The 14,820-nt window shown below is 41.2% G+C and carries 7 protein-coding genes; all 7 read left to right on the forward strand.

The genetic code is table 11. The annotated features are described in order from the left end of the window. Positions 1-169: 169 nt before the first annotated feature. The 7 genes from CLV62_RS06895 (at position 170) to CLV62_RS06925 (ending at position 14,667) form a co-directional block, all read left to right on the forward strand. Positions 170-2,476, forward strand: a complete 2,307-nt coding sequence (locus CLV62_RS06895) for a GH92 family glycosyl hydrolase (RefSeq protein WP_110310054.1) — start codon at positions 170-172, stop codon at positions 2,474-2,476. 344 nt (positions 2,477-2,820) lie between these two features. Continuing rightward, complete coding sequence (locus tag CLV62_RS06900) at positions 2,821-4,653, forward strand: carboxypeptidase-like regulatory domain-containing protein (protein WP_110310055.1); 1,833 nt, start codon at positions 2,821-2,823, stop codon at positions 4,651-4,653. A gap of 114 nt (positions 4,654-4,767) precedes the next feature. Then, a complete protein-coding gene (locus CLV62_RS06905; protein WP_317048074.1) occupies positions 4,768-6,213 on the forward strand; it encodes a glycoside hydrolase family 76 protein in 1,446 nt (481 codons plus the stop codon). A gap of 19 nt (positions 6,214-6,232) precedes the next feature. Further along, positions 6,233-9,409 carry a SusC/RagA family TonB-linked outer membrane protein gene (locus CLV62_RS06910; RefSeq protein WP_110310139.1) on the forward strand — a complete coding sequence of 1,059 codons (3,177 nt, stop codon included), beginning with the start codon at positions 6,233-6,235 and terminating at the stop codon, positions 9,407-9,409. Between the two features lie 43 nt (positions 9,410-9,452). Then, complete coding sequence (locus CLV62_RS06915) at positions 9,453-11,522, forward strand: RagB/SusD family nutrient uptake outer membrane protein (protein ID WP_110310056.1); 2,070 nt, start codon at positions 9,453-9,455, stop codon at positions 11,520-11,522. Positions 11,523-11,556: 34 nt separating this feature from the next. Further along, positions 11,557-12,372, forward strand: a complete 816-nt coding sequence (locus CLV62_RS06920) for a DUF3823 domain-containing protein (RefSeq protein WP_110310057.1) — start codon at positions 11,557-11,559, stop codon at positions 12,370-12,372. Between the two features lie 108 nt (positions 12,373-12,480). After that, positions 12,481-14,667, forward strand: coding sequence for a hypothetical protein (locus CLV62_RS06925; protein ID WP_110310058.1), 2,187 nt, complete (start codon positions 12,481-12,483; stop codon positions 14,665-14,667). Positions 14,668-14,820: the final 153 nt, after the last annotated feature.

Below are 14,820 nucleotides of genomic sequence, written 5' to 3' on the forward strand. Positions count from 1 at the left end.
CATTTGACCCTGTTAGCTGATAGGAAATACCATTGACCTGTAATGAAGATTAAATTCTTCAAATTCTATTTGAATATACCATGTAAGCAATTTTTGAAAAGCAAAGGCTCTTTATTTCTGTGCAAATGTTCCTACTTCAATTTACGATGTTAACTTATATATAAACCTTATGCGAAATTTTACTGTATTTTTATTAATCATTTCTTTCTTTTCTATTAAAGTGAATGCCCGGACTACTCCTGTCGATTATGTGAGTACGTTGGTTGGCACACAATCTAAACATTCCTTATCTACAGGTAATACCTATCCGGCAATAGCTATGCCCTGGGGGATGAATTTCTGGATGCCCCAAACCGGTAAAATGGGTGACGGATGGGCATATACTTATGATGCCGACAAAATCAGGGGCTTTAAGCAAACCCATCAACCCAGTCCGTGGATAAACGATTATGGTCAATTTGCAATTATGCCTGTTACCGGAAAAGTTGTATTCGATCAGGATGAGCGGGCAAGTTGGTTTTCTCACAAAGCGGAAGTTGCCAAACCTTACTATTACCGTGTTTATCTGGCAGATCATGATGTGGTTACAGAGATTGCACCTACCGAGCGTGCAGCCATGTTTCGTTTTACCTTTCCGGAAAATGAGAATTCGTCGGTAATCGTAGATGCTTTCGATGACGGTTCGTATGTGAAGATCATTCCCGAACAAAATAAGATTATTGGCTATACTACAAAAAACAATGGTGGAGTGCCCGATAATTTCAAAAATTACTTTGTAATACTATTTGATAAACCATTTACCTATACAGCTTCCTCAATCAATAATAAAATACAAGAGGGAGTATTGGAAGCAAAAGAAAATCATGCCGGAGCAATCATTGGTTTCTCTACTAAAAAAGGAGAATTGGTACATGCTAAAGTAGCTTCTTCGTTTATCAGCTACGATCAGGCAGAACTTAACCTGAAAGAACTGGGTAATGATACTTTTGAGGAGATAAAGACAAAGGGTAGGAGCGAGTGGAATAAAGTCTTAGGACGTATCGAAGTAGAAGACGATAATATTGATAATCTTCGCACATTCTATTCGTGCCTGTACCGTTCGGTACTGTTTCCACGCAGCTTCTATGAAATGAATGCCGAAGGAAAACCCGTTCATTACAGCCCGTATAACGGAGAAGTTCTTCCCGGATATATGTTTACCGATACCGGATTCTGGGATACATTCCGTTCTTTGTTTCCATTTCTGAATCTGATGTATCCGTCTATGAATGTGAAGATGCAGGAAGGGTTAGCCAATACTTATAAAGAAAGTGGATTTCTGCCCGAGTGGGCAAGCCCCGGACACAGAGGATGTATGGTTGGCAACAATTCTGCATCTGTAGTAGCCGATGCTTATCTTAAAGGATTGAGAGGATATGATATCGAAACTCTTTGGGAGGCCGTTGTGAGTGGAACTACCAGTGTACACCCTACAGTGAGTTCTACCGGGCGTTTAGGATATCAGTATTACAATAAGCTGGGATATGTACCCTATAATGTAGGTATCAAGGAAAGTGCTGCCCGTACCTTAGAATATGCGTACGACGATTGGACTATCTATAAACTGGGCAAAGCATTGAATAAACCGGAGAAAGAGATCGCGATATACGCCAAAAGAGCCATGAATTATAAGAACCTATTCGATCCCGAGCACAAACTGATGAGAGGAAAGAACGAAGACGGAACATTTCAATCACCATTCAATCCTCTGAAATGGGGTGATGCTTTCACCGAAGGCAACAGCTGGCATTATACATGGTCGGTATTTCACGATCCTCAGGGATTAATAAACCTGATGGGAGGAAAGGACGGTTTCAACCAAATGCTCGATTCGGTATTCAATGTACCCCCTCTATTTGACGATAGCTATTATGGGTTTACCATTCATGAAATACGGGAAATGCAAGTGATGAATATGGGTAATTATGCACATGGAAATCAGCCTGTACAACATATGATTTACCTGTACAATTATTCGGGTGAACCTTGGAAAGCTCAGTATTGGGTGAGAGAAGTGATGGATAAGTTATATACACCTAATCCTGACGGATATTGCGGTGATGAGGATAACGGACAAACTTCGGCTTGGTATGTGTTTTCGTCTTTAGGTTTCTACCCTGTATGTCCCGGAACAGACCAATATGTAATAGGTTCTCCTCTATTTAAAAGTGTGACACTTAATCTGGAAAATGGAAAACAGGTTCATATCAAAGCTGATAACAATACTAAGGGCAATCGTTATATTTCGTCACTATCGGTAAACGGGCAATCTTATGCCAAAAACTATCTGACTTATGATGAATTGTTGAAAGGAGCAACAATTGACTTCAACATGTCTTCGACCCCTAACAAACAAAAAGGTATAAATGATGCCGATTTTCCCTACTCATTTTCAAATGAATTGAAAAAAGCAACTATAGCCGGAAAGAAGAAATAAGTACAAACCTTAAAATAAGTAAATCCATGAGAAAAAAAGGACTAGAGAATCTTTATTGTGATTCTTCTGTTTGAAATCGTATCCTTTATTCTGATCAATTAATTTGCCTTTTATTTTCAATATATGATTTAAGGTCGCAGACCTTTTTATTGCTTTGGTTGGGCATAACAACCAGAGATAGTTATGCTGATAAAACATCGCATTAAATAGTTAGCATTACTTAAATCTATTAAAGAATATCAGAGGAAAATGCAAAACTGTTAAACAGTGGGTTGATTTTTAATAACGAGTATCCAATATACCTGATTTGAATTCAACCCTTAACTTTTTATTTAATTATTAACATGAAATTATTGAAGATTTTACGAACTTTTATGTTCATGGTCTTGCTGGGTACTATAGTATGTGTAGTAAGTTCCTGTAATAATGATGATGATCCGGTCAATAAAGGTATAGGTACAATTACCGGTGTTGTTCTTGATGAAGCAGGAACACCCATCGACGGAGTAGCTGTTACTATCGGCGGAATGGGCGGAACCGAGGGAACGGTAAATACCGGAAACGACGGAAAATACACTTTCGAAAATGTTTCTATTGAGTCACATTCCGTGACATTCTCTAAAACGGGATATCAGACAATCAGCCTGACGGTTACAGCAAATAAATTTGATGCCAACAAAGTAGCCAACACAACGGTAGCTATGGTAAGTGCATCGGCTAAGATTAGCGGTGTTATTACCGATGGGAAAAATGGCGGAGCAGCACTTTCCGGAGTGACTGTCAGTATAACTCCTGCTATATCGGTTACCACTGCGGGCGATGGCAAGTATAGCCTCGAAAACCTGATTGCCGATGATTATATCGTAACATTTATCAAAGCAAACTATGTGACCGTGACCAGAACAGTAAGCAAAGCCGATTTTGTTAACGGTGTTGCAACACTGGATGTAGTGATGGGAGGTACGGAGCTGCTTCGAGGTTTGACTCAGGCTGATTTATTAACTGCTGACAAATGGTATTACAACGAATACCGTGGTGGAGGTAACGCCGATGCTTACCCTCATTGGGATTGGGCTTGTAACTATTTCAGCTCTATGACTTTCCATGGTAAATGGGAAGAGCAATGGGAAGGTACGACATTACAGATTCGCAATGATCCGGCTGACCGCACTAATCCTTCCGATTTGGAAGTGTTCGACTCGTATACATATGGCAGCAAAAAGATTACGGCAGATAATAAAATTCTTTCCGTGAGATTACGTACACATAATGCAGACGATGCATCACCCGCTTATTTTGGAGTACAGGTAGTCGACCTTTCGGCAGCCGAACCTCAAGCAGTGCAAATAGGAGAAACCAAACAATACGGTTCGGGTAATTATACCGACTTTACTTTCGATCTGAGTGCATATGTTGGTAAAGAAGTGATTGTTGCTATCGGTATCTATCGCAAAGAAACAGGAGACTACTGGAAACAACTTGTTCTTCGTGCAATTCGTTTTGCTGACCGAAAAGTTGAAGGTTGGGATTGGTTACCGGGTAACGAAGTAATAGACGGATGGAAGCTGACCGAAGAGACAGTACGTTCTACTATGCCTCAGACCAAAAAGCATTTTACAGGTATCAGCCCTATCAGTGCAGGAAGAGATGTGGATATGAAAACCGGATATCCGGCAGCTTATCAGGCATGGCGTGCAGTTTCGCATATTGGTCACGAATGGTCGTTTGTTCCTTTGAAAAAAGACCCCGAAGTATTCCCATCGGAAGGTTATCTGATTAAAACCCGTAATACATCCGAAGTAAGTACCGAGGTTCCCGAATCATATTACTATGCGAAGTTTACTATTGCTTCAGGTAGCAATCAACTGACACTGAAGACCCGAAACTTCGGCAGTAATCCTACATTTTTTAAACTGACTGCAATTAAAGAAGATGGTACAGTGACTCATATTGCTCCTAAATCCAATACAGCTCAGGAGGCTTCTGCTGCAGATAACGGCTGTTGGAAGTTTAAACATGGAGATGGTGGAGCCGGTAATCCCGAAGGTTATGCTTCGTTTGTATATGATCTGTCGCAGTTTAATGGCAATAACGTAGTACTTGCTTTTGGAGTATACAACGGGGTTGCCGAGTCAGGTGAAAATAAACTGGTTTTCTATTCGATTGATCTAAAATAAGGTCTCAGACCTATTATTGCTTTGGTGTAGGGGTGTATCCAGATGTGCACTCACATAGGTCTGCCCCTGCAACTAAAGTATATCATTAATACTTTGATTTACTTAAAAGCTGATATGATGAAAAAAATTCTTACTATAATTATTAGTTTCCTATTGGTAGCAGTTGCCTGTAGTGAAAGTTCGTCCTCCGATAATCCCGATAACCCTTCGGCGGGAGGACCCCTTAAAGAACAGAATCTTGTACGTGCCATGCAAATAGCCGATCAGACTATCTCTCTTTATTTTACAGGAGATGGCATGGCAATGGCCAGGTATTATAATCCTTATACGGAAATCCGTTCCGAGGAAAAAGGCAGTGTGTGGATGTATACCAGTTCCATTGAAGCGGTGAATGCTATTCTTCACGGTCTTAAAGCTCAGAAAGAATACGGTAATGCCACCCTTTATGACCAACACTTCAATCGTTATGTAGAGCTATTGAGTAAGTTGTATGACAATGCAGACTATTATCTGGGAACCTTTGAACTGGTCTCTTATACCCAGACTAAGGAATGGTCGGTGTATGGTGTTAATAGAGGAGGTTCTAAAGGAGCGGCCAAAGTAGAGGGCATCGAGAATGTATATGACGATCAAATGTGGCTTGTACGTGAATTCTTAGAAGCGTATAAACTCACCAATGATAAAAAGTATCTGGATAAAGCGGAATATCTGACCGAATATGTACTCGATGGTTGGGATTGTACACGTGATGCCAATGGCGAAGAGATTGGCGGTATACCATGGGGACCGGGTTATGTAACTAAGCATTCGTGTAGTAACGGACCTATGGTTAGCCCATTGGTGTGGTTACACGAACTATATAAGAGCAAAGCCGATATGATTGAACACCGATATATAGACGCTTCGGATAAAAAGACGCGAAAAACCCAAATGGAGAAGAAAAGCGACTATTACCTGGCTTTTGCAAAGAAAATATACGACTGGCAAAAGAAAAATCTACTGCGTGCTGATGGTGTATACGATGATATGATGGGCGGTTGTACTCCCGGAAGTCCTGAAACCGAGAAGATTGATGGCGTGCCTTATCGTAAAGGAGGTACTTGTGTGGATCGAGTAGGTCCTGCTATCACTTACAATAGTGGTACAATGCTTTCGGGTGCTGCCGATCTGTTTCGTGCAACCGGCAATAATGCCTATCTGGAAGACGGTCAAAAGCTGGCGACTGCAAGTTTCGGATATTTTGCTAAGCTTGGCGTTACAACTCCCGAATATTATACCTATGATATCAGCGGTTTCAGAGATTGGTTCAATGGAGTGCTGATGCGCGGATATGTAGATATGTATCCATCCTATAAAACTGTTGATATCTGTATTAATAGTTTTCAGCGGAACCTTGATTACGGGTATGATAAGTTCCTTTACAAAGATATGCTTCCTACTAATTTATTGGTGGGCTGGAATCTCGATAGAGGTAAGAACAATACCGAAGGCATGTTTATGTTTGCCTTTGCTGCGGAATATGCTGTCTTGGCACGCTATGAACTGGAAAAAGAAAAATAACTTAATTTTTAATATTGTTATGATAAAAACACGATATGCTAAAGCCATGCAACTCTTGCATCTGATGATGCTTCTTGTTGTTTTTGCACCTTTATCGATGCAGGCACAAAATAGTACCGTATCAGGTATAGTTACCGATAATAACAATGAACCGGTTATTGGAGCGACTGTAGTAGTTAAGAATACTACAGTCGGTGTAGTTACCGGTCTCGATGGCGGATACACCATCAATGCTCCTGCAAATTCTACGCTGGTATTCAAATATTTAGGATACGCTCCCAAAGAAGAGAGAGTGAATGGGCGTACCACGATTAATACTGCGCTGCAAGTGGATGACAATGTTCTTGATGCTGTAGTCGTTGTGGGATACGGTACACAGAGAAAAGCGACTCTTACCGGAGCGGTAGCAGGCGTTAAAGGAGCTGAAATGCTGCGAACCCAAAACGAAAACCCTCAGAACATGCTTGCAGGACGGATTGCCGGTGTGCGTGTGTGGCAAAAAAGTGCCGAACCCGGCGCATTCAACAGTAACTTCGATATTCGGGGTTTAGGTGCTCCCTTGGTGATTATCGATGGTATTCCACGCTCGACAGAAGAGTTTCAACGTCTTAATCCGAACGATATTGAAGATGTGTCTGTGCTTAAAGACGCTTCAGCAGCTATCTATGGAGTTCGTTCTGCCAACGGGGTACTTCTTGTAACTACTAAAAGCGGAACAAAAGACGGGAAAACAAAAGTGAGTTACAACGGCTCGTTTACTTTCCAGAAGGTATCTAAAATGCCTGCACTAGCCAATGCATTTCAAACCATGACATTGTATAACGAAAAATCGATGAACAATGTAAACGGAGGCAATATCATATATAAGGAAGCGGATTTTGAGGCTTTCCAGAACGGTACACGCAGAACTACCGATTGGAACGGACTGGTGTTCTCCGATGTTTCGCCACAAACCCAACACGATATAAGTATTACGGGTGGAACCGAAAAAACTCAGTTCTTTGTGAGTATGGGGTATTTTTATCAGGAAGGTTTCTTTAAATCAGGCGATTTAAACTACAATAAATACAATATACGTTCCAATATCAATACCGAGATTGTGAAAGGGTTAACTTTCGGAATCAACCTCAGCGCTATTGCCGATCAACGTAACAATCCGTATACGGATGCAAAGGAGATTATCCGTAATTATTGGCGGCAAGGTGTATTGTTTCCTGCATATGCAGATACTGAAAACACGATGCTCAATTATGAAGGATTGGATTTGGAAGAAAATACGATCGCAGAGATGACCTCCGATATATCGGGTTATCGCAAATATGAACAGAAATATTTCCAATCCTCGGCAACACTTAATTACGATTTCGGGACTGTAGCACCGGCATTGAAAGGATTGTCGGCAAAAATTCTGGCTAGTTTGGACTATAGACAAGATAATAATACCATATACCGTAAAGAATATTATCAATATGCGTATGATCCTATAAGCGAGTTGTATCTGTCTAAATTATATGACTTAAGTTCGCCAAACCAACTCCGACGCGAAATATATGATAAGCAACAACGACTTGGTCAGTTTATCATTAATTATGACCGTACTTTCAATTCTGTACATAAAGTGAGCGGACTGTTGGGCTGGGAAACTCAAAAACGTATAGGTGATAATTTCTATGCACAACGCGACCTTGCATTTTCGATGGACTACCTTTTTGCCGGTATAGATGCTAACCAGCTGGGAGGTATGAATAAAGGTAATAATGATCTCTATGAATCAGCTAATGCTGCATTAATCGGTAGGGTAAACTATGCATTTGCCGATCGTTATCTGCTGGAGGCACAGTTTCGATACGATGGTTCGTCTAAATTTGCTCCCGGTCATCAGTGGGGTTTCTTCCCATCGGCTTCCGCAGGTTGGCGTATATCGGAAGAGCCTTTCTTTAAGTCGGTTGCAGCAATGTCATTTGTAAATCAGTTGAAACTACGTGCCAGCTATGGTATATTAGGGGATGACTTAGCTAATGATTGGAATTACGAATGGTCGGGAGGCTATAACTATCCCTCCTCAGGCGAGAATCCCGAGGGCGGATATTTTAATAAGTATGCTCCCGGTTACATGTTTGGCGATAAATTTATTTATGGAGTAGACACTAAGCCCGTTCCTAACGAATTTATTTCATGGTATGAATCGCATATGTTCAATGTGGGTGTAGACTTTGAAGGATGGAATGGTTTGTTCGGATTCTCGTTTGATTACTTCGATCGCCGTCGTGAAGGACTTTTCGCCCGGCAAACAGGAGACTTCCCTACGGTAATAGGCTCCACAGCTCCTTTGGAAAATCTCAATAGCGACCGTAATTTTGGTATCGATCTTGAACTTACACACAAAAACCGGATCAATGATTTCACCTATAAAGTGAAAGCTATCGGTACGATTGCACGTCAACAGCATATGATTGCCGTAGAAAAAGGACCATATGGCAACTCCTATGATAAGTGGAGAAACGACAATCTGACTAACCGTTATCAGGGTGTGCAGTTTGGCTATGAATCTGCCGGGCGTTTCCAAAATTGGAATGATATACACTCGTATCCGCTTTATCACGAACGTGATGTATTGCCGGGCGACTATAAGTATGTGGATTGGAATGGTGATGGACAAATTGACGGATTGGACGAGCATCCTTTTGCTTACGATCAAACACCGTGGTTCAATTACAGTTTGGCTTTTGACGGGTCGTACAAGAATTTTGATGCAAGTTTCCTTTTTCAAGGATCGGCACTCGGTTCTATGGAATATAAAGAACCGCTGTATAGTATATGGGGAACTAATGGCGGGGGCACTCTAACACAATATCTGGATCGCTGGCATCCTGTCGATCCGAGTGCAGATCCATATAATACTTCTACGGAATGGGTGAGCGGCTACTATGGCTACACGGGGCATTATCCGATTACAAATTCGGAGTTCAACCGTGTGAGTACAGCTTATTTGCGTCTCAAAAGTATAGAACTGGGCTATACATTGCCTCACATAAAAGCCTTATCATCTATGAACCTGCGTGTATTTGCCAATGCCTTTAACTTGTTTACCTTAACAAAGGTAAAATTTGTTGATCCCGAACATCCTGATGATGAAAAGGGACGGATGTATCCGCTCAATAGAACTTATACATTAGGTATGACGCTTTCGTTTTAGAAATTTGTGTTAAAAAGTTACGAATTATAATTTTGATATATATATGAAAAAGATATTTATATTATCTCTGCTCAGTTTATTATTCTTTTCCGCTTGCGTGGATTTGGATGTTCCGCCGAAAAATATCGTTACAGATGATGATCTTTTGACGAATGAGTCCGGTATGGATATTTATATGGCGAGAATGTATAGCAATATGCCCTTTGAAGATTTTAAATACCTGGCTCAATGGGGTATTAGATTCAACGGGTGGTTAAATGCGACGGGTATAGACGGCACCGGCGAAGCGTTGAACCGCGACGGTATATGTACCGCATTTACCGGAGAAGACGATCCCTACTGGAACAAGGACAACGCCAAGCCGTTTTCTTTGCTGCGTGATGCCAATTATTTGCTCGAAACATTGCCAAAATACCAAAAGGCTTATCCGGAAGCAACTTATAATCATTATTTAGGGGAAGCCTATTTTGTGCGTGCTACTGTATTCGCTGCTATGGCTCGACGTTTTGGCGGTGTACCTTTGGTGACAAAAGTAATAGCTTATCCTGCTGATCAAAGTGCATTGGAAGTACCGCGTTCTACCGAAGAGGAAACTTGGGATCAGGTACTTGCCGATTTCGACAAGGCGATCGAGCTATTGAAGCCAATCAGTCCAAAGGTTGGATATTCCAACAAATATGTAGCCTTAGCGTTCAAATCAGAAGCTATGCTGTATGCCGGATCTGTAGCCAAGTACAATGAAACGGTACCGGGTCGTCTGACCGGTTTCGGACAAAAAACCGGTATACGGGTAATGGGTTTTGCTGAGGATAAATGGCAGGTGGCTTCCAGGAAATACTTCAGGGAAGCCTATAAAGCTGCCCGCGAAGTGATGCTTGACGGCGGATACTCGCTCTATAAGAAAAAATGGGCTGCATCCGACCGCGATGCACAATACCAGAATATGGTAGACATGTTCAGCGATTTGAGCAGTCCCGAAAATATTTATGTGAAGCAATATACATATCCTACTTTGACGCATGGCTACGATGCTTACAATTCGCCGTTTATTTTCCGTGCTCCCCTGTCAGCGGGTACATGTCCTACACTCGATTTTCTGGAGTTATTTGATGGGTTCGACAGGTATCCCGACGGTACGGTAAAACTTACCACAGGAAATTCGAATACTCAGGGAAATTACCTGTTATATGATAAACCGATGGATTTTTTCAAGAATGCAGAACCACGTCTGCGTGCTTATGTGATTTTTCCGGGCGATATGTTTAAAGGTAAGGATATTGAGATACGTGCCGGTGTATATACGGGATCTACACCGATTAAACCTCTATTTAGCGACTATTCTTATGCTTCTGCCGATAATAAATACCAGAGCCTGAGTATTTACACTCAAAAACCCAAAACGTTATACCTTAGTCCGATGGAAGGGCAAAGTCAGGAGTTGGTTTCATACGATGGAGGTACCATAACTGCTGCCGGGGCTAACGGACCTTTTTATAATAATGGTGAAAGTACATTAACCGGATTTTACGGACGCAAATGGCTTAATCCCGATCCGTCGGCTGTAATTGGTCAAGGGAAATCGGCACAACCGTTTATCCTGATGCGTTATGCAGAGGTTTTGCTTAATGCAGCAGAAGCAGGGGTTGAACTGACCCTTGCCGGAGAACAATCTCCTGACGGGTCCAATATGATGCAGGTAGCCACGGAAGCCGTAAATGCTATTCGTGAACGGGCGGGTGCAACGTTACTTACCGGTGGTATTCCATCGAACGAAGCTGGACGCAACACTGTGCGTAAAGAGCGACGCAAAGAGCTTGCCTTTGAACATAAAACAAAGTGGGATTTGAGACGCTGGCGTGTACAGCACTATGATAGCAGAGATGGTTTTTGGGGCGAAACCAAAGATAAAAATATATTCAGTAACAATTCGCGTTACCGTTTCAGAGGTTTGTACCCGTTCCTCTCTACCGAAAGCGGAAAGTATTTCTTCGATGCACATTTTCAGTGGGTGAGTATGAAAACATTCGAGTATAACCCGATTGACTATTATTTTGCAATCCCCGGTAACGAAGTCACAAAGAGTCCGTTAATCGACCAGCAACCCAACAGATAATGAATTACTTAAATAATATAAGAATATATAGAATATGAAAAAAATAGCATTTTATACTTTATTATGTGTGTTGTTTTCGTTCAGTTCCTGCGATTTGTTCAAGATGGACAATTATGAGGAGCCTGCCGAAACGTTACAGGGTGAAGTGGTGGATGTTGTTACCGGCGAACCTGTATTAACTGACCAGGGAAGTGAAGGTATCCGTGTGCGTCTGACCGAACTCAGTTGGGGTCCGAATGCCACCCATAACCCTGATTTTTACTGTATGTCTGACGGATCTTTCCAAAATACAAAACTGTTTAAAGGTAACTACAATGTTCGTATCGATGGTCCGTTTATCCCTTTGGTTCGTGAAGACCCGAGTGGAGTTCCCTTAGCTGATGAAAGTCAGACACTGGATATTAAAGGTGTGACTAAAATTAAGTTTAAAGTACAACCTTTCCTGAAAGTGGAGTGGGTAGGCGAACCTACATTAAGTAATGGGAAAATTACTGCAAAAGTGCGTGTTACACGTGGTGTATCGGAAGAGGACTTTCGTTCTAAAATAGAACCGATGGGAAGTTACAGCAATAGTTTTCTCAATATAACCGACATCCAATTGTTTGTCAGCTATTCATCAAGTGTAGGTTATCGTGCACAAGATTCGCGCTGGTCAAACAAGATAGAATACTCGGGTTCGGCGTTTAGCTCCTTGTTGGGAGAAACAATTACAATTCAATCCAAGGATGCTATTCCCGGAGGACGTTCGGTATTTATCCGTGCCGCAGCACGTATAAATTATGATACCCCTCAAGGTAGCGGAACACGCCGTTGGAATTATAATGAAGCAAGAGAAGTAATGGTTCCATAAAGTTTTAGATTTAATTGTTCAGGTTTAAAGCTAAGCGTTTATTTGTTTAGCTTTAAACCTTAAACTATCACGGAGAACATACTTTTATAAACTACTTAACAATTTAATATGAAAAAGAACATACTGGTTTTAGGTCTTTTATGTTTGGCAATTCAGGTTGGAGCCCAAACTAAAGACGATGTTAAGACCGTTTTCCAAACTTCCCATCCTTGGAAGCCATCTATTGATAATAGAGCGGATGCTGCCATTGTATATGGTATTGGGGGAAATCCTTCGGATAATTCTAAGAGAGTATCGTTTGAAGAACGTGTAAAATCGTGGCAGGACCGGGGTTATAAAACCCATTTCATGACGGGGATAGCCTGGGGGGAATATCAGGACTATTTTACAGGTAAATGGGATGGTAAATGGCATCTCGATGAAGGTCAGGTAACCCAAAACGGAGACACTATATGGCATGGTCATTTAATACCCTATATCGTACCTACCGAAAACTTCATTAAATACATGAAGGAGGCACAAATCAAACGGGTAATAGATGCCGGTATTGATGCTATATATCTGGAAGAACCCGAATTTTGGGCACGTGCAGGTTATAGTGATGCTTTTAAAAGAGAATGGAAAAAGTATTACGGGTTCGATTGGAGACCGCAACACGAATCGCCCGAAAACACCTATTTAGCCAATAAATTAAAATATCAGTTATACTACAACGCCCTCAATGAAGTATTTACGTATGCTAAAGAATATGGAAAAAGCAAGGGGATGAATGTTCGTTGTTATGTGCCTACTCACTCGCTGGTGAATTATTCGCAATGGCAAATTATTAGTCCCGAAGCAAGTTTAGCTTCGCTTCCTTGTGTGGATGGATATATTGCACAGGTATGGACGGGGACATCCCGCGAGCCAAACTATTTTAACGGTAAAGTAAAAGAGCGTGTTTTCGAAACCGCTTTTCTGGAGTATGGTTCTATGGAGTCTATGACAGCTCCGACAGGGCGTAAAATGTTTTTCCTGACCGATCCTATTGAAGATTTACCTCGCGATTGGGTAGATTACAAGAAGAATTACGAGGCTACATTTACAGCTCAATTATTGTATCCTAAGATAGCCGATTATGAGGTGATGCCTTGGCCGGAACGTATTTACGAAGGACTGTACCGAAAAAGCGCCAACAGCGAGGAGAGGGCAACTATTCCCCGCCATTACTCAACACAAATGCAGGTGATGATAAACGCTTTGAATTCGATGCCATTGTCGGATAATAAGGTGACAGGTTCAACAGGTATCAGTGTTCTGATGGCTAATTCGTTGATGTTTCAGCGTTACCCTACCCATGCAGGATATGAAGACCCTCAATTGTCGAACTTTTATGGTCAGGCACTTCCTTTCCTGAAACGTGGAGTACCTGTTAAGACCGTTCATATCGAAAATTTATCGTATGCCGAAACTCTGAAGGATACTAAAGTTTTGTTGATGTCTTATTCGAATATGAAACCACAGACAGCCGAAGCTCATAAACTTCTTGCCGAGTGGGTGAAAAAAGGAGGTATTATTGTATATAGCGGACAGGATAACGATCCGTTCCAATCCGTTCAGGAATGGTGGAACCAAGGAGATATGAAATACAATGTGGCTTCGGATCACTTGTTCGAAATAATGAATATTGGTATCAATCCTAAGGAGGGGGAATATGCTTATGGTAAAGGTATAGTGTATGTTTTGCGTAACGATCCTAAAGAGTTTGCAATGGAAACAGGGCAAGATACTAAATTGGTGGATGTTGTAAAACGAATGTATGAGCAAAAAGCGAAAGCAGGTATATTAGAATTCAAAAACAGCTTTTATCTGGCAAGAGGTCAATACGATTTAGTGGCAGTATTAGACGAAAACAGCAATACAAACCCTTATACTGTTAAAGGTATATTGATCGATTTATTCGATCCGCAGCTGCCTGTATTAAAAGAAAAGGTGGTATTACCCGGCGAACAGGCCTTTTTATATAATGTAGGACGTGTGAAAGATAAATCGAAACCTCAGGTATTGGCTTCCGCATCTCGTGTGTATGACGAAAAGATAAGTAAATCAACCTATTCTTTCATAGCTAAAAGTCCTGTAAATACAACAAATTCGATGCGAGTTTTACTGCCTGCCAAACCGAGTAAATATGTGATAACAGCACCTGACGGATCTGAATTAAAAGATGCTCAATGGTTGTGGGATGAATATAGTAAAACCGCTTTCCTTACTTTCGAAAATAATCCGGATGGTGTAAAAGTCTCTCTTACGTGGTAATAAGTAGCTATTGAAACCACTTAAGTAGTTGGGGTATTTTATCTATAATCAGACATAAAGTAACAAGAATCAATAAGAGAAAATAAAACCCATGAGAGAAGTGTTACTTTTGTTACCTTTTGTGTTCTTTGTTTTTGAAATACAGATGTTTAG

This window comes from Indolivaga alginatilytica, assembly GCF_003201355.1.
In the GTDB taxonomy this organism is placed as follows: Bacteria; Bacteroidota; Bacteroidia; order Bacteroidales; family Dysgonomonadaceae; genus Dysgonomonas_A; species Dysgonomonas_A alginatilytica.